At 69.8% G+C, this 16416-nt stretch carries 14 protein-coding genes and 2 tRNA genes; 5 read left to right on the top strand and 11 right to left on the bottom strand.

Going from position 1 to position 16416, the window contains the following annotated elements:
- Window positions 1–11: 11 nt before the first annotated feature.
- Window positions 12–701: a class E sortase gene (locus tag ACH4UM_RS15190; RefSeq protein ID WP_398178212.1), complete on the bottom strand. Its 690-nt coding sequence runs from the start codon at window positions 699–701 to the stop codon at window positions 12–14.
- Window positions 702–726: 25 nt separating this feature from the next.
- Entirely contained in the window at window positions 727–1506 is a 780-nt protein-coding gene (locus ACH4UM_RS15185; RefSeq protein ID WP_398178209.1) for a DUF881 domain-containing protein, read from the bottom strand.
- 140 nt (window positions 1507–1646) lie between these two features.
- On the opposite strand from ACH4UM_RS15185, the gene crgA reads away from it, so the two are divergent.
- The gene (gene crgA / locus ACH4UM_RS15180; protein WP_398178207.1) at window positions 1647–1901 is read left to right on the top strand and encodes a cell division protein CrgA; all 255 of its coding nucleotides are present in this window, start codon (window positions 1647–1649) and stop codon (window positions 1899–1901) included.
- A gap of 259 nt (window positions 1902–2160) precedes the next feature.
- On the opposite strand, the gene ACH4UM_RS15175 is transcribed toward crgA, so the two are convergent.
- Window positions 2161–3102: a rhomboid family intramembrane serine protease gene (locus ACH4UM_RS15175; protein WP_398178204.1), complete on the bottom strand. Its 942-nt coding sequence runs from the start codon at window positions 3100–3102 to the stop codon at window positions 2161–2163.
- Window positions 3103–3251: 149 nt separating this feature from the next.
- On the bottom strand, window positions 3252–3785 hold the full coding sequence (locus ACH4UM_RS15170; RefSeq protein ID WP_398178203.1) for a peptidylprolyl isomerase: 534 nt from the start codon (window positions 3783–3785) through the stop codon (window positions 3252–3254).
- Between the two features lie 330 nt (window positions 3786–4115).
- Here ACH4UM_RS15170 and ACH4UM_RS15165 point away from each other — a divergent pair, with 330 nt between their 5' ends.
- Window positions 4116–4859, top strand: a complete 744-nt coding sequence (locus ACH4UM_RS15165; RefSeq protein WP_398178200.1) for a DUF5324 family protein — start codon at window positions 4116–4118, stop codon at window positions 4857–4859.
- Between the two features lie 78 nt (window positions 4860–4937).
- Here the strand turns inward: ACH4UM_RS15165 and ACH4UM_RS15160 are convergent.
- Window positions 4938–5010 (bottom strand) — tRNA-Ala (locus ACH4UM_RS15160).
- 183 nt (window positions 5011–5193) lie between these two features.
- Between ACH4UM_RS15160 and ACH4UM_RS15155 the strand changes: the two genes are divergently transcribed.
- The gene (locus ACH4UM_RS15155) at window positions 5194–5742 is read left to right on the top strand and encodes a helix-turn-helix domain-containing protein (RefSeq protein WP_398178197.1); all 549 of its coding nucleotides are present in this window, start codon (window positions 5194–5196) and stop codon (window positions 5740–5742) included.
- Between the two features lie 138 nt (window positions 5743–5880).
- A complete protein-coding gene (locus ACH4UM_RS15150; protein ID WP_398178194.1) occupies window positions 5881–7659 on the top strand; it encodes a protein kinase in 1779 nt (592 codons plus the stop codon).
- 57 nt (window positions 7660–7716) lie between these two features.
- Here ACH4UM_RS15150 and ACH4UM_RS15145 read toward each other — a convergent pair whose 3' ends face one another.
- Window positions 7717–9114 carry a hypothetical protein gene (locus tag ACH4UM_RS15145; protein ID WP_398178191.1) on the bottom strand — a complete coding sequence of 466 codons (1398 nt, stop codon included), beginning with the start codon at window positions 9112–9114 and terminating at the stop codon, window positions 7717–7719.
- 187 nt (window positions 9115–9301) lie between these two features.
- A complete protein-coding gene (locus ACH4UM_RS15140; RefSeq protein ID WP_003999697.1) occupies window positions 9302–9430 on the bottom strand; it encodes a DLW-39 family protein in 129 nt (42 codons plus the stop codon).
- A 337-nt stretch (window positions 9431–9767) separates the two neighbouring features.
- On the opposite strand from ACH4UM_RS15140, the gene ACH4UM_RS15135 reads away from it, so the two are divergent.
- On the top strand, window positions 9768–10124 hold the full coding sequence (locus ACH4UM_RS15135) for a DUF6344 domain-containing protein (RefSeq protein WP_398178188.1): 357 nt from the start codon (window positions 9768–9770) through the stop codon (window positions 10122–10124).
- Between the two features lie 502 nt (window positions 10125–10626).
- Here ACH4UM_RS15135 and ACH4UM_RS15130 read toward each other — a convergent pair.
- The 4 genes from ACH4UM_RS15130 to gyrB all read right to left on the bottom strand — a co-directional run bounded on the left by ACH4UM_RS15130 (window position 10627) and on the right by gyrB (window position 16337).
- Window positions 10627–10703, bottom strand: a tRNA-Ile gene (locus ACH4UM_RS15130).
- A gap of 135 nt (window positions 10704–10838) precedes the next feature.
- A complete protein-coding gene (locus ACH4UM_RS15125) occupies window positions 10839–11600 on the bottom strand; it encodes a DUF3566 domain-containing protein (protein ID WP_398178185.1) in 762 nt (253 codons plus the stop codon).
- An 18-nt stretch (window positions 11601–11618) separates the two neighbouring features.
- Window positions 11619–14213 carry a DNA gyrase subunit A gene (gyrA, locus tag ACH4UM_RS15120; RefSeq protein WP_398178182.1) on the bottom strand — a complete coding sequence of 865 codons (2595 nt, stop codon included), beginning with the start codon at window positions 14211–14213 and terminating at the stop codon, window positions 11619–11621.
- Window positions 14214–14255: 42 nt separating this feature from the next.
- Window positions 14256–16337, bottom strand: a complete 2082-nt coding sequence (gene gyrB / locus ACH4UM_RS15115; protein WP_398178179.1) for a DNA topoisomerase (ATP-hydrolyzing) subunit B — start codon at window positions 16335–16337, stop codon at window positions 14256–14258.
- Window positions 16338–16416: the final 79 nt, after the last annotated feature.

Raw genomic sequence — 16416 nt, 5'->3', positions numbered from 1 at the left:
ACGCCACCAGACTAACGGCGCAGGGCCCTCGGTTTCCCGGCCTCCACAGGCTGTGTGGAGTCCAGGTGCGCCCAGACGATCAGCCGGTGACTGTGCCCCCATTCCGGATCGCACGTGGTCAGCGTCAGATAGCGGCCGGGACGCGTGTACCCGGACTTACGTGGCACAGGGTCGATCACCTCAACGTCCGTGGGCACGGTTTTGTAGGGCCCTTTGTCGATCCGATACGTGAACCAGGTGGTCCCGTCCGTCAGTACGACCGCGTCCCCCTGGCGCAGCTCGGGGAAGTCCTTGAACGGGTCGCCGTAGGTGCGCCGATGGCCGGCCACGGCGAAGTTGCCGACCTGCCCGAGGTGCGCGGTGCCCGCGTAGTGCCCGAGTCCCTTCTTCAGCGTGCCGACCTCGGTGTCCTCCAGCACGGGCTTGTTCCACGTGAAACCGAGCCGTGGGATGTACATGATCGCGAACGGCCTGCCGCCGACGTACGGAACGGGTTTCGAAGGACTCGCCGCGGCCGCCGGGCCGCCCGCCGGCTGCCGAACCGCCCCCTTGGACCACTGCCGCTGCAACTGGTCGATCTGGTCGCGCATCACGCTGTCGGCCGTCACACCGGTCCAGAAGAGCACGTAGACCACGAACAGCACGATCAGGCTGCCGGCGGTGATGCAGAGCTCGCTGACGGTCCTCACGATCACGCGCACCGGCGGCTCCTGCGCGGGAGAGCGGCTACTTCACGGGCTTCGCGTAGTGCAGGTCCACTGTGCCCGAGTAGCCCGGCAGAGTCACCGTCCCGTCCTCGGTGACTTTCCAGCCGAGGCCGTAGACGTTGACGTACACCATGTAGTTCTGGATCGCCGGGGAGTCCGCGAGCGCCTTCTGCAGCTTCTCCGGGTCGCCGACCGCCGTGATCTTGTACGGCGGGGAGTAGACCCGGCCCTGGAGGATCAGCGTGTTGCCCACGCAGCGCACCGCGCTGGTGGAGATCAGCCGCTGGTCCATGACCTTGATGCCCTGGGCACCACCGTTCCACAGCGCGTTGACCACGGCCTGCAGGTCCTGCTGGTGGATGACCAGGTAGTCGGGCTGCGGCTCGGGATAGCCGGGCAGCTTGGCGGTGGCGTTCGGCGGGGCGTCGTTGAGCGTGACCGTGACGGCCCTGCCCCTCAGCTGCTGCGTGCCCGCGTTGCTCTCCAGCCCGGAGAGCTTCTCGTCCCGGGCCTTGCTGCTGCCGTCGTCGCGCTCGGCGAGGGACTCGACGTCGTCGCGCAGGGTCGCGTTGGACTCGTCCAGCTCCTTGTTCTTGCGGCTGCGCTCCTGGATGAGGTCGGACAACTTCAGCAGGGACGTGTCGGTGCGGATGTTGGTGCCCTTGGCCGTGTTGAAACTGGTGAAGAAAATGAGCCCGGCGAGGGCGAACACGGCCACGGTGAGGATCCGCACGGGCCGGAAACGGCCGGTGCGGGCCGGGTCTGCGCCCGTCCCCGGGGAGTCGGCAGAATTGCTCAACGTACCCTTATCTCCTTCGGCGCCGCGGAAGCACTACGCTAACGGACGCCCGGGGGAGCGCTCAGTGTCCCCTTGTACGCTGCCCCGGAGCAGCCCAGTTCCCTGCGCGGCCACGCAGCGCATCGACAGGAGAGACCCTCGTGCCGAAGTCACGTATCCGCAAGAAGGCCGACTACACGCCGCCGCCCGCGAAGCAGACGGCGAGCATCAAGCTGGACAGCCGCGGCTGGGTCGCCCCGGTCATGCTGGCCATGTTCCTGCTGGGTCTGGCCTGGATCGTCCTTTTCTACGTGACGGACGGCTCGCTGCCGATCGAGGCGCTGGGCAACTGGAACATCGTGGTGGGCTTCGGTTTCATCGCCGCCGGCTTCGGCGTTTCCACCCAGTGGAAGTGAACCGGTCCTCCCGGTGAACACAGCTCTGCCCACGGCTATCCGCTGAGTTATCCACAGGCTTGTGGAATTCCCTGGGGAAAACCCGACGATCTGTGGATAACCAGTCTGGCGTTGACGCCGGTACGACTGTCACACCACTCTCCGCAACCATGTTCGCGCCCTGCCTGACCTGCGAAAACCCAGGTCGGCGACAGGGCGCACACATGTTCCCACACGCTGTGCACAAGATCCGCCACCGACTGTGGACAACGATGCGGTCTCAGCTCAGCTGAGCCGTTCTGAGCAGCGTCATCACGATGACGGCCGCCAGCACGACGGCGCAGGTGCCGTACTGCACCAGGGCCCGCCGCTTGCGCGGGGCGTGGACCATCGCATAGCCGACGACGACCCCGGCGACCAGGCCCCCGATGTGGGCCTGCCAGGCGATGTTGCTCCAGCCGAAGGTGAAGATCAGGTTGATCACCAGCAGGGCGATGATCGGCCGCATGTCGTAGTTGAGCCGGCGCATCAGCACGGCGGTCGCACCGAAGAGCCCGAAGATCGCGCCGGAGGCGCCGAGGGAGGGCTGGTTGGGCGCGGCGAGCAGATAGCTGAGCGCGCTGCCGGCCAGGCCGGAGACGAAGTAGAGCGCGAGATAGCGGGCGCGGCCGAGGGCCGCCTCCAGCGGGCCGCCGATCCACCACAGGCTGAGCATGTTGAACAGGATGTGGACGTAGCTGCCGTGCAGGAACATCGCGGTCAGCAGCCGGTACCACTGTCCGTGGGCGATCCCCTCGACGGAGCCGAGGAGCGGCACGTAGGCCGCGCCCAGCAGCTCGAACCGCTCGGTGAAGCGGTCTCCGACGGAGAGCTGGACCAGGAAGAAGGCCAGGTTCAGGCCGATCAGCACCTTGGTGACCAGCCGCGGGTCGGCGGCGACCGAGCCGCCGGCCAGTGTGCGGGGCCGGCTCGCGGCCGGTGCGTGGCCCGTGCCGGAGCCGCTGCGCACGCATTCCGGGCACTGGAATCCGACCGAGGCGTCGACCATGCACTCGGGGCAGATCGGCCGCTCGCAGCGGGTGCAGCGGATGCCGGTCTCACGGTCCGGGTGGCGGTAGCAGGTGGGCAGGCCCTTGGCGTCCCGCGGGCTCCGGTCGGCCGGGCCGTGACCGGCCGGCCCCTGGTCCGACGGGCCCTGCGGGCTGCCTGGTGCCTGGTCCATGGGGGTCCCCTCGATTCGTCGTGGGCGGTGCGTGGCTCCTGCGCGGGCAACGCACGGCCCCGCTCATCCTTACGGACGAGCGGGGCGTTTGGTTCCCTCCGGGAACCGTCGGGCCCGGCTTGGCCTCAGCCCTCGCCTCAGCCCTCGCCTCAGCCCTCGCGGGTCTCCACGACGACCGACTCGATGACGACGTCGTTGAGCGGGCGGTCGGTGCGCGGGTTGGTCTGCGCGGTCGCGATGGAGTCGACGACCTTCTGACTGGCCGGGTCGGTGACCTCGCCGAAGATGGTGTGCTTGCGGTTCAGCCAGGCCGTCGGGGCGACGGTGACGAAGAACTGCGAGCCGTTGGTGCCCGGGCCGGCGTTGGCCATCGCCAGCAGATAGGGCTTGTCGAAGGCGAGGTCCGGGTGGAATTCGTCCTCGAACTTGTAGCCGGGACCGCCGGTGCCGTTGCCCAGCGGGTCGCCGCCCTGGATCATGAAGCCACTGATCACCCGGTGGAAGACCGTGCCGTCGTAGAGCTTCGCCGTGGACTTCTCGCCGGTGGCGGGGTGCGTCCACTCGCGCTCGCCGTTGGCGAGCTCCACGAAGTTCCGGACCGTCTTGGGGGCGTGGTTCGGCAGCAGCCGGACCTCGATGTCGCCGTGGTTGGTCTTCAGGGTGGCGTAGAGCTGCTCAGCCACGATCTGCCTTCCGTTGTCTTCCTGTGACCCCCCGATCCTCGCACGGGGCATGCCGTGCGTCGCCTGTCGACCGCTTCCGGGCGGACATCCACCCGATTCGGTTGCGGAAATCCGGGTCAGTACTCCCGGGGCGGGAGCGCGGCGCGGCGATCCGTGGCATTGTCGACGACAAGCTCCTGTTGCCCCGTATTCATCCTCTATTGCACTTGATCGTCTCTCCGACCCGTGACCCGGATGCCCGTCCTCACATGCCCCAGGGCTCGTTGACAGGCATGATCCGTAAAAGGGTGGAAAGTCGAATTACCGTACGCCACCGAGGAGGAGGAACCCGTGACCCGCATCGACAGCGTGCGCGCCGCGACCGGCTCGGCGAAGGACAGCGTGCTGCACGCCGCGGAAGTGGTGGCGCCCTACGCCGACACGGCCAAGGAAAGGGCCGCGCACTACGCACACGAGGCACGCGTACGGCTCGCGCCGAAGGTCTCGCTGGCCGCCGACCAGGCCCGCGTCCAGTACGACGTTTATGTCGCGCCCCGGCTGGAGCAGGCCCGTACGCAGGCCATGGCCCATGTGCCGCCGAAGGTCGACCAGGCCGCCCACGAGGCCGCCGAGCGGACGCGCAAGGCCGCCCGGCAGGCCGCCGACTACTCGAGGCCGCGGATCGAGCAGGCCGTGGCCTATTCCCGGCCCAAGATCGAGCAGGCCGTGGCCGCGGCCGCGCCCGTCGCGGACGAGGCCGCCGCGCGCGGCGCCGCCGCGCTGGTCGCGCTGCGCGGTCAGGTCCCGGCGCAGAAGATCCAGAAGCTGGCCCGCAAGCACGAGCGGCGGCTGCGGGCCGGGCGTGTCGCCAAGGTGCTCGCGGTGGTGGGCGCCCTGGCCGGCGGTGCCTTCGCCGCCTGGAAGTGGTGGGACAAGCAGGCCAACCCCGACTGGCTGGTGGAACCGCCGGCCGCGACCGAGGTCCCCGAGTCTGGCCGGCTGACCTCGGTGGACGGCAGCGGCCAGTCCCTGCTGGACCCCGAGGTCCAGGCGAAGGAGGCCGAGGAGGAGGCGGACCGCGACGAGCGGGGCTGACCGCTTGTAGGTGGCACGAAGAAGCTCCCCTTTGACCCACGTTTTCGCGGGTCAAAGGGGAGCTTCTTCGTTCGTCCGTGGAGCCTAGGGGAGTCGAACCCCTGACATCTGCCATGCAAAGACAGCGCTCTACCAACTGAGCTAAGGCCCCGGAAGAGGCGCATCCGGCCGGAGGAACCGCGTACCGGTCGGGTGCCGCAGACCAGAGTACCGGGTCACCCCCCGGATCTCGCAAAAAGATTGGGGGTCCCCGTGGACGACCACTCTCCGTAAGATGCTCCGCGTGGTTCGCTACAGCGAACCGCGGTATCTGGGGAAGCGATGGGGAGACGCAATGGACGCCGCACAGCAGGAAGCCACGGCAAGAGCGCGGGAGCTGCAGCGGAACTGGTACGGGGAGCCGTTGGGGGCGCTCTTCCGTAAGCTCATAGACGATCTCGGGCTCAACCAGGCCCGTCTGGCGGGGGTCCTGGGACTGTCCGCGCCGATGCTGTCGCAGTTGATGAGCGGTCAGCGCGCCAAGATCGGCAACCCGGCCGTGGTCCAGCGCGTGCAGTTGCTGCAGGAGCTGGCGGGACAGGTGGCGGACGGCAGCGTCAGCGCGGCCGAGGCGACCGAGCGCATGGACGAGATCAAGAGGTCGCAGGGGGGCTCGGTGCTCAGCAACACCACGCAGACGACGAGCAGTTCGGGGGCGCCGACGGTCAAGCGGGTGGTCCGTGAGATCCAGTCGCTGCTGCGTTCGGTCGCCGCCGCCGGCGACATCATCGACGCCGCGGACACCCTCGCCCCGACCCATCCGGAACTGGCCGAGTTCCTCCGGGTGTACGGCGCCGGCCGCACCTCGGACGCGGTGGCGCACTACCAGTCCCACCAGAACTGACCGTTCCGGACGGACCGTACTGCTACCCGACGGACCGTACCGCTTCCCATCGGAGTCGGCACCGCGGGGATCGTGCCGCTCGGCGGGGGGAAGCAGTGGGGCAGGGGGCAGCCGCAGGGGGAGGAGCGACGCACAGCCATGGGTGAGGTCTTCGCCGGCCGGTACGAGCTGGCCGACCCGATCGGACGCGGCGGCGTCGGCGCGGTCTGGCGCGCCTGGGACCACCGCCGCCGCCGGTACGTGGCCGCCAAGGTGCTGCAGCAGCGCGACGCGCACTCGCTGCTGCGCTTCGTGCGGGAGCAGGCGCTGCGGATCGACCATCCCCATGTGCTCGCACCGGCCAGCTGGGCCGCCGACGACGACAAGGTCCTGTTCACCATGGACCTGGTGACCGGCGGCTCGCTGGTCCATCTGATCGGGGACTACGGCCCGCTGCCGCCGGCGTTCGTCTGCACCCTGCTCGACCAGCTGCTGTCGGGGCTCGCCGCGGTGCACGCGGAGGGGGTCGTGCACCGTGACATCAAGCCCGCCAACGTGCTGCTGGAGGCGACCGGCACCGGGCGGCCCAGGCTCCGGCTGTCCGACTTCGGCATCGCGATGCGGCTGGGCGAGCCGAGGCTGACGGAGACCAACCTCGTGGTGGGTACACCGGGGTACCTCGCGCCCGAGCAGATGATGGGCGCCGAACCGGACTTCCCCGCCGACCTGTTCGCCGTCGGCCTGGTCGCCCTCTATCTGCTGCAGGGTGCCAAGCCGGACGCCAAGGCGCTCGTGGAGTACTTCGCGGAGCGCGGGACGCCGGGTGCGCCCGAGGGCGTCCCCGAACCGCTCTGGCAGGTCGCGGCCATGCTGCTGCAGCCGGATCCCGAGGCCCGGTTCCGTACGGCCACGGGTGCGCGCAAGGCCCTCGCCGCGGCCGCCGAGCTGCTGCCGGAACCGGGGCCCGACGACGAACTGATCGAGGTCTTCGACCAACTGGGGCCGCTGCCCCCGGGGTTCGGGCCGGAGGGCCCGCTGAAGCGGAGTCCGGGGGTGGCGGCAGGAGCGGCGGCGGGGACGACGAGGGCCGGGTCGGTGGAGAGGACGGGGGCCTCTCGGACGGACGGCACCGGTACGCCCGACGGCGGCAGGACACCCAACGGCGGCAGGACACCCGGCGACGGCGGTACGCCCGGCGACGGCGAGGCACGGGCTCGGTCGTACACGGGCAGCCGGGCCTCCTCCCGGGACTCCGGCGTGTCCCCCGCGCCCGCTCCCCTCGTACCGGCTCCCCCGGTACCGGCTCACGCCGACACGGGGCCCGTTGCCGCAGGCTCGGGCGCCGGGTCAGCGGGCTCGGGCGCCGGGTCAGCGGCGTCCGCCCCGGGCTCCGGGGCTTCGGACCCCGGCTCCGTCTCTTCGGACCCCGGCTCCGTCACCTCGGACCCCGGCTCCGTCTCTTCGGACCCGCGACTGGATCTGCACCTAGGTCTGCGCGGCGATCCGAGGTGGCCGGAGCCCGGCGCGGCGCAGGCGACGGGCGCCGCCCCGCCTCCCGGCCGCCCGGATCGGGCGACCGGCCCTCAGCAGGCGTCCGGCCCCGCGCAACCGTCCACCATGTCGGACACCGGCAGCTTCCACCTGCCGCCGCCGCAGGCCGGCGTCTCCCCCTACGACACCACGCGCGTGCCGGCCTCGCCCGGGCCGGCCTCCCCCGGGCCGCTTGCTCCGGCAACGCGACAGGGCGCCGAGGCCGTCACGGCTTCCTACACCGCGCAGGTGCCGCAGGCTCCTCCTTCCGCTCCGGCACAGCGAACGTCCCGGCACCGCGCCGTGCGCGCCCCTCGCCCCGGCCCTCCCGCCAAGGTGGCCGTCCCGCTGCTGCTGCTCGCACTGGCGTGCTACGCCGTGGGTTTCTGGGCACTGACCCGGATGTGAGCCCGGCCGGGCGGGCTCACGACGATCACCCGCCCTCCCTGGCCGTCCCTGCCCCCGCTACCAGGTCCCGGTTCCGGCCCTGCGCCGGGCGAGCACCGTCCAGACCCCGAGGACGGCGAGCAGGACGGTGCCCGCGCCGATTCCAGCCACGGCGATCGTCCGCAGGACCGTCGAACCGCCTCCTGCCGCCCCGGCCGGCGTGGCCGCCTGCCGGTCCTGGTCGGTGACCTCGAAGAGCTTCTCCGGGACGGACCGGCCGGCATACCCCGGCCCGGACCGTGCCGCGCCGTTGACCCCCACCCGCAGCGTCAGGCCGTAGGGCCCCTCGCCGAACGTGCCGGCCGTCTGGGCGGCGAGGTGCACGACCAGGTAGTAGCGGCCGGCGAACCGCATGGCCTTTTCCTGGTCGGCGAAGCCGTAACGGTTGGCGTAGGCGACGAGCGGCAGGGCCGCGAGCGCGGCCGAGGCCTGCCGTCCGGCGTAACCGGCGTACGCCTCCTCGACGTAACCACGCACCGGGTTGTAGAGCGACAGTGTCAGCGCGCTGTCGGCGTAGCCGCTGCCGCCGCTGGAACCGCCGAGCTCGGCCGCGGCGGTCAGCTGCTGCCCCCAGTCGACCGGCACCTCGTAGAAGGCCGTCTGACCGGGCCGGAGCCGGTCCCGCCAGACTCCCTGCCCGACCGGGCTCGCCCCGGCGAACCCGGCGCCGCCGGCCCGGTCCACGGCCTGGCCGGTGACCGGCTCGGGCGAGGCGGAGTCCCAGGACTCGGGCGCGTTCGTCGCGCCGGTCCGCCGCAGCGGCGGCTCGGAGACCGCCGTCAGCTCCAGGGGCCAGGTGTTCGGCGAGGAGCCGGCGGCGTCGATGCGCTCGACGAGCACGTAGTACGTCCCGGATCCCTGGCACAGCGCATGGCCCGGGGAGGCCTCGCGGACTCCCCAGGCGGCGATCGGATGCGGGCTGCGGCTCGCTCCGAAGCGGGTGGCCTGGAAGGAGCAGGAGGTGCCGCGGGCGTCCTGCACGGAGACCCTCAGGCCGTCGGTGGCGGAGACCGTGGTGCCCGCGTCGGGCACGGCCGTGGCCGAGACATAGGCGGTGGAGGCGGCGTCGAGATCGAGGCGGTAGTAGAGGTGCCCGTTTCGCGGCAGGGAGCTCCTGTAGGTACGGCCGGGCTCCAGACGGCGGGCGTCGGTGGTGGTCCCGGCTCCGGCCATGGCCCGGTCGCCGCCGGTGAAGGCGTACGGCCCAGGCGTCCCCGCGGCAACCGCGCTCGGTCCCGCCGTGGCCGCCGCCAGGGACAGTACGGCCGCGGTGGCAGCCCCGCGCACGGCGGCGGAAACCGACGCCGGGCGCCCGCCCCGGCCGCGCCGAGCGCGCCCCGGCCGCGCCTGCCGTCCCGCCCTGTGCCCCACCATCCCGCGCCACCCCTCGCGTTCGTCGCTCCGGACGTCGCCCATCCTGCCCCGCGAGCCGCTACGCCATCCACGCATTCCGTACGAGCGTCCGAAACGCCCGGCTGACGAGACGAGGGCTACCGCAGGCGTCGCCACCCCGCAAATCAAGACGCGGCGGCAACAGGGACGCCCAACACAAGGCCCCGACCGCTACGGCGGTCGGGGCCTGCTGAGTATCGGATGTCGGTGCTCACGAACCCGTGGGCACGGAGTCAGTCGCCTCCGTCCACAGATCCTGCTCGGCGCGATCCGCCTGGATCTGGCGGTACACGAGGAGCCCGCCGATGGCGGCCAGTGCGACCAGGAGAAGCTTCTTCACCGCGCGACCTCGTCTTTCCTTGACGTTGGGGACCTCTGGCGCCCGACTATACACACCGACCGATACCGATCGGTGACCTGCGTCGACCCTCAACTGCCGTGTGCGGGAGCGCAGTAGAAGCGGACCCGGCCGCTGGGATCGGAGGGTGATCACACCCGCACGGACGGTTACTTTGACCGCCCTCCTCCCGTCTGCACACCTTTTCGCCCCTCATGCCCCCATCCGAGTGGTGTTCATCCGAAGATCGACGCGCCATGGGCGTCGGTCCACCACTTCGCGAGGCTCATACACATCATGAGGAAAGTACGCAAATCGCCCAACCCGAAAGTGAGGGGACATGGAGCAGCACAAGGTCATGAAGCTGTGGACCGCCATCGTCACCGCCTTCCTCGCGCTCTGCACGGCGCTCGGACTCGTCACCACGACCGCCACCGCGGCCACGGCCGCACCACAGCCCGAGACGGCACCCAAGAACACCGCGCCGGTGCCGGCACAGACGACATCACCATGGTCCCGGAACCACGCCCGGTCCCTGCCCCCCACGATGAAACAGCGCATCCGCGCCGAGGCCCACGGCAAGTCCCCCGGCTGCCGCCACCACCCCTCGGCCGACACCTCCTCCTCACTGGCCGTCGACCCCGATCGGGCCCCGGCCGCCCCACCGGTCCGGCCCACCATCCCCCTGCAGCGCTGACAGGGCCGCACCGGCCCCGCCGGTGCCGCGACCCGCACCATGACGTAACGGCGAATTGCGTACCGCACCATCCGAATGTCCGAAGATCCCCGGTCGACACCGACCGGGGCACTTCGCGTTGCCGGCGCCCCCCTGATCCACGCCGGGCAGCCACCGGCCGGCACCGGCCGACGACTGGCCTCGGCCACCAGATGACATGGACCGAGCTCTGAATCGGACCACGGGGCCGGAACGGACCACACGGCCGGAACGGACCACACGGCCGGAACGGACCACACGGCCGGAACGGACCACACGGCCGGGACGGACCCCAGGGCCGACACGGACCCCAGGGCCGACACGGATCACGGCCCGGCACGGATCACGGCCCGGCACAGACCACCAGCCGGCGTCGACCACCGGTCGATGTCAGCCGTCGATGTCAGCCGTCGATGCCGGCCGTCAGTGTCGGCAGCCATGGACGCAGAAGACCCCCGGTCCCAAGGACCGGGGGTCTTCTGGCTGGTGGGGCTAACAGGATTTGAACCTGTGGCCTCATCCTTATCAGGGATGCGCTCTAACCAACTGAGCTATAGCCCCGCCGCGCTCTGCGGTGCGTGTCCCGCGCGCTGACTCCTGAAGATTAGCGCACGAGGTGGGCAGTCCCAAAATCGGTTGTCGCAGGACTGTCAGCGGACGTGCGGCGGTGCTTTTCGGCCCCCTGCCGAGCCTCGGTCACTCGTCCTCGGCCAGCGTCAGCTCGATGCCGCCGACGAAGCCCGCGGAGAGGTTGTAGATGAACGCGCCGAGGGTCGCGAGGGCCGTCGCGAGGACGACGTCGATGACCGCGATGATCGTCGTGAACATCAGGACGTGGGGGAGGGACAGGAAGGACTGGAGGTCGAAGCCGTTGGACTCGTTCGAACCGGTCGCCTCCGAGATCGTCCCGCCCACCGTCGAGAACACGCCCATCGCGTTCATGACCATCCACAGCACCGCGGCGGCCACGATCGTGCAGATGCCCAGCGCGATGGAGAGCAGGAAGCTGACCTTCATCACCGACCACGGGTCGGCCTTGGCCACGCGCAGCCGTGCCTTACGGGTGCGCGGCATCGTACGGGCGCCCGTGCGCGGTCTGCGCACCGAGCCCGGGGTGCCGGCGGCCGCCGGGTAGGCCTGGGGCGGGTGGTACGGACCCGCGGGCTGCTGCGGCTGCCGCTCCCCCGGCAGCGGCGAGGCCGTTCCCTGCTGCGGGGGAGTCGCCGGCTGGCCGGCCGCGGCCTGGGCCTGCTGGGTCTGCGGGCCTCGGGTGTCCGTCACCGTTCCCCCCTGGGATCCGTGCGTGTCGGGCGAGTGCGAGTCCGTCGCGGGCGACTTGATCGCTTTCAGGTTGGTCGTGTGCGGGTCCGTCGCATGCGCGGCGGAGCCACGGCCGCCGCCGTCCGTTCCCGTACCAGTGGAGGTACCGGCCGATCCGGCGCCCGTGGCTCCGCTCACGATGACTCACTCCTCGTGCTACTCGGCCGAGGGCGCCTCACCCTCGTCCGTGCCGGTGGGCGCGACACCCTCGGCGGTCTCGTCCACGGCCACGTCGCCGTCGACTTCCTCCGCCTCACGTCCCGCCTCGGCGTTACGTGCGATACCGACCACGGCATCGCGCTTGCCCAGGTTGATCAGTTGGACGCCCATGGTGTCACGGCCCGTCTCCCTGACCTCGTTGACTCGCGTGCGAATCACACCGCCCGAGAGTGTGATGGCGAGGATCTCGTCGTTCTCCTCGACAATCAGCGCACCCACGAGCGAACCGCGGTCCTCCACGATCTTGGCGGCCTTGATGCCGAGGCCGCCGCGACCCTGGACGCGGTACTCGTCGACTCGGGTCCGCTTTGCGTACCCACCGTCGGTGGCAGTGAACACGAACGTACCGGGTCGAACAACATTCATCGAGAGGAGCTCGTCGCCCGAGCGGAAACTCATGCCCTTCACGCCCGAGGTGGCACGGCCCATCGGACGCAGGGTGTCGTCCGAGGCGGTGAACCTGATCGACTGCGCCTTCCTGCTGATCAGCAGCAGATCGTCGTCGGCCGAGACGAGTTCGGCGCCGATCAGCTCGTCGTCGGAACCGTCCTCCTGCTCGCGCAGGTTGATCGCGATGACGCCGCCTGAGCGGGGCGAATCGTAATCCTTCAGAGGCGTCTTCTTGACCAGGCCGGACTTCGTGGCCAGCACCAGGTAGGGCGCCGCGTCGTAGTCGCGGATCGCGAGGATCTCCGCGATCGCCTCGTCCGGCTGGAAGGCCAGGAGGTTCGCCACGTGCTGGCCGCGCGCGTCCCGGCCGGCCTCGGGCAGCTCGTAGGCCTTCGCCCGGTACACCCGGCCCTTGTTGGTGAAGAACAGCAGCCAGTGGTGCGTGGTGGAGACGAAGAAGTGGTCGACGATGTCGTCTTCCTTCAGCTTCGTGCCGCGTACGCCCTTGCCGCCACGCTTCTGGGCGCGGTAGTCGTCGGTCTTGGTCCGCTTGACGTAGCCGCCGCGGGTGACCGTGACGACGATGTCCTCCTCGGCGATCAGGTCCTCGATGGACATGTCGCCCTCGTACGGGATCAGCTTGGTCTGGCGGTCGTCGCCGTACTTCTCGACGATCGCGGCCAGCTCCTCGCTGACGATCCCGCGCTGACGGACCGGCGAGGCGAGGATCTGGTTGTACTCGTTGATCTTCGCCTGGAGCTCGTCGTGCTCCTGGACGATCTTCTGGCGCTCCAGGGCGGCCAGCCGGCGCAGCTGCATCTCGAGGATGGCGTTGGCCTGGATCTCGTCGATCTCCAGCAGCCCCATCAGGCCGCCGCGCGCGACCTCGACGGTCTCACTGCGCCGGATCAGCGCGATGACCTCGTCGATGGCGTCCAGTGCCTTCAGCAGACCGCGCAGAATGTGGGCGCGCTCCTCGGCCTTGCGCAGCCGGAAGCGGGTCCGGCGCACCACGACCTCGATCTGGTGCGTCACCCAGTGCCGGATGAACGCGTCCAGGGACAGGGTGCGGGGCACGCCGTCGACCAGCGCCAGCATGTTGGCGCCGAAGTTGGTCTGCAGGTCGGTGTGCTTGTAGAGGTTGTTCAGGACGACCTTGGCGACCGCGTCCCGCTTGAGGACGATGACCAGGCGCTGGCCCGTGCGGGAGGACGTCTCGTCGCGGACGTCGGCGATACCGCCGATCTTGCCGTCCTTCACCAGGTCGGCGATCTTCTGCGCGAGGTTGTCCGGGTTGACCTGGTAGGGCAGTTCGGTGACCACCAGGCACTGGCGGTTCTGGATCTCCTCGACCTCGACCACCGCGCGCATGGTGATGGAGCCGCGGCCGGTGCGGTACGCCTCCTCGATGCCCTTGCGACCCACCACCAGGGCGCCGGTCGGGAAGTCCGGGCCCTTGATGCGCTCCATGAGGGCGTCCAGGAGTTCCTCGTGCGAGGCCTCCGGGTTCTCCAGGTACCACTGGGCGCCGGACGCGACCTCGCGCAGGTTGTGCGGCGGAATGTTGGTCGCCATGCCGACCGCGATACCGGCCGAGCCGTTGATCAGCAGGTTCGGGAAGCGGGCCGGCAGGACGGTCGGCTCCTGGGAGCGGCCGTCGTAGTTGTCCGTGAAGTCGACGGTCTCCTCGTCGATGTCACGGACCATCTCCATGGACAGCGGCGCCATCTTGCACTCGGTGTAGCGCATCGCCGCCGCCGGGTCGTTGCCCGGGGAGCCGAAGTTGCCGTTGGAGTCCACCAGCGGCATCCGCATCGACCAGGGCTGGGCGAGGCGCACCAGGGCGTCGTAGATGGAGGAGTCGCCGTGCGGGTGGTAGTTGCCCATGACGTCGCCGACGACACGGGCGCACTTGTAGAAGCCGCGCTCGGGGCGGTAGCCGCCGTCGTACATGGCGTACAGCACGCGGCGGTGGACGGGCTTGAGACCGTCACGGACGTCGGGCAGCGCACGCGAGACGATGACGGACATCGCGTAGTCGAGGTACGAGCGCTGCATCTCCGTCTCGAGCCCGACGGGTTCGACGCGCATCGCGACTTCGCCGCCCTCTTCGGGCGTCACGGGAGTGTTCTCGTCGGCCATTGCTGGTGAGGATCCTTCCTGGTGCGGTCAGCTGAGACCGACTCAGATGTCGAGGAAACGGACGTCCTTGGCGTTGCGCTGGATGAACTGCCGGCGGGCCTCGACGTCCTCGCCCATGAGGACCGAGAACAGGTCGTCGGCCTGGGCGGCGTCGTCGAGGGTGACCTGGCCGAGGACGCGGTGCTCCTGGTCCATGGTGGTCACCCGCAGCTCCTCGGCGTTCATCTCGCCGAGACCCTTGAAGCGCTGGATCGAGTCCTCCCGGACCCGCTTGCCGCGCTGCCGGCCCATCTCGATCAGCGCGTCGCGCTCGCGGTCCGAGTAGGCGTACTCGATGTCGTCGCGACCCCACTTGATCTTGTACAGCGGGGGACGGGAGAGGTACACGTGCCCGGCCTCGACCAGCGGCCGCATGAAGCGGAACAGGAAGGTCAGCAGCAGGGTGCTGATGTGCTGGCCGTCGACGTCGGCGTCCGCCATCAGGATGATCTTGTGATAGCGGAGCTTCTCGATGTCGAAGTCCTCGTGCACACCCGTGCCGAACGCGGAGATCAGCGCCTGGATCTCCTGGTTCTGCAGGATCTTGTCGATGCGCGCCTTCTCGACGTTGAGGATCTTGCCGCGGATAGGGAGGATCGCCTGGTACTCCGGGTTGCGGCCGGACTTGGCCGAGCCGCCGGCGGAGTCGCCCTCGACGATGAAGATCTCGCACTTGGTGGGGTCGTTCGACTGGCAGTCCGACAGCTTGCCCGGCAGGGACGCCGACTCCAGCAGGCCCTTGCGGCGGGTCAGGTCGCGGGCCTTGCGGGCCGCCACACGCGCGGTGGCCGCCTGGATGCCCTTGCGGATGATGTCCGCCGCCTCGTTCGGATTGCGGTCCAGCCAGTCGTTGAGGTGCTCGTAGACCGCCTTCTGGACGAAGGTCTTCGCCTCGGTGTTGCCCAGCTTGGTCTTGGTCTGGCCCTCGAACTGAGGCTCGCTCAGCTTGACCGAGATGATCGCCGTAAGACCCTCGCGGATGTCGTCACCGGTGAGGTTGTCGTCCTTGTCGCGCAGCAGCTTCTTGTCGCGCGCGTACTTGTTGATCAGCGAGGTCAGCGCGGCGCGGAAGCCCTCTTCGTGCGTACCGCCCTCGTGGGTGTGGATGATGTTGGCGAAGGAGTACACGCCCTCGCTGTAGCCACCGTTCCACTGCATGGCGACCTCGAGGGACAGGCTCTTGTCCTTGTCCTCGGCCTCCAGGTCGATCACCGTCGGGTGCACCACGTCCCCCTTGCGGGAGTTGAGGTACTTCACGAAGTCGACGATGCCGCCCTCGTAGTGGTACGTGACGGACTTGACCTCGTCCTTCTGGTCCGCGCCCGCCTCGTCCGCCCCGGAGGTCGCCTTCGCCGACTCGCGCTCGTCGGTGAGCCGGATCGTCAGGCCCTTGTTGAGGAACGCCATCTCCTGGAAGCGCCGGGAGAGCGTCTCGAAGGAGTACTCGGTGGTCTCGAAGATGTCCGGGTCGGCCCAGAACGTGACCGAGGTGCCCGTCTCCTGCGTCGCCTCGTGCTTGGCCAGCGGCGCCGTCGGAACGCCCATCTTGTAGTCCTGCGTCCAGCGGTGGCTGTCGGTCCTGACCTCGACGGAGACCTTCGCTGACAGGGCGTTGACCACGGAGACGCCGACGCCGTGCAGACCACCGGAGACCGCGTAGCCGCCACCGCCGAACTTGCCGCCCGCGTGCAGCACGGTCAGGACCACCTCGAGGGCCGGCTTGCCCTCGGAGGGGACGATGCCCACCGGGATGCCACGGCCGTTGTCGACGACCCGGACGCCGCCGTCGGCGAGGACCGTCACGTCGATGGTGTCCGCGTGCCCGGCCAGCGCCTCGTCGACGGAGTTGTCGACCACCTCGTACACGAGGTGGTGCAGGCCGCGCTCACCGGTCGAACCGATGTACATACCGGGTCGCTTGCGGACCGCGTCCAGACCCTCGAGGACGGTGATGGCGCTGGCGTCGTACGAGGCCGTGACCTCACCGTTCGAGGAGGCGGCCACGTTCTCGCCGGCGTCGGTGGACGGGATGTTCTCGTTGGGGTTGCCGGAATCGGCCACGAAGCGCCCTTTCTGGCACAGCACGAGCCGGGCTCGTCGGCGGGTTGCCGGAGCGGCTGCGGCATGTTGCGTTGGTAAGCCTTGTTCAGCGTTGCTCAGCTTT

Origin of the sequence: Streptomyces sp. NPDC020801 (assembly GCF_044334385.1) — a bacterium.
In the GTDB taxonomy this organism is placed as follows: Bacteria; Actinomycetota; Actinomycetes; order Streptomycetales; family Streptomycetaceae; genus Streptomyces.
This window is presented reverse-complemented; position numbering and strand designations above follow the sequence as displayed.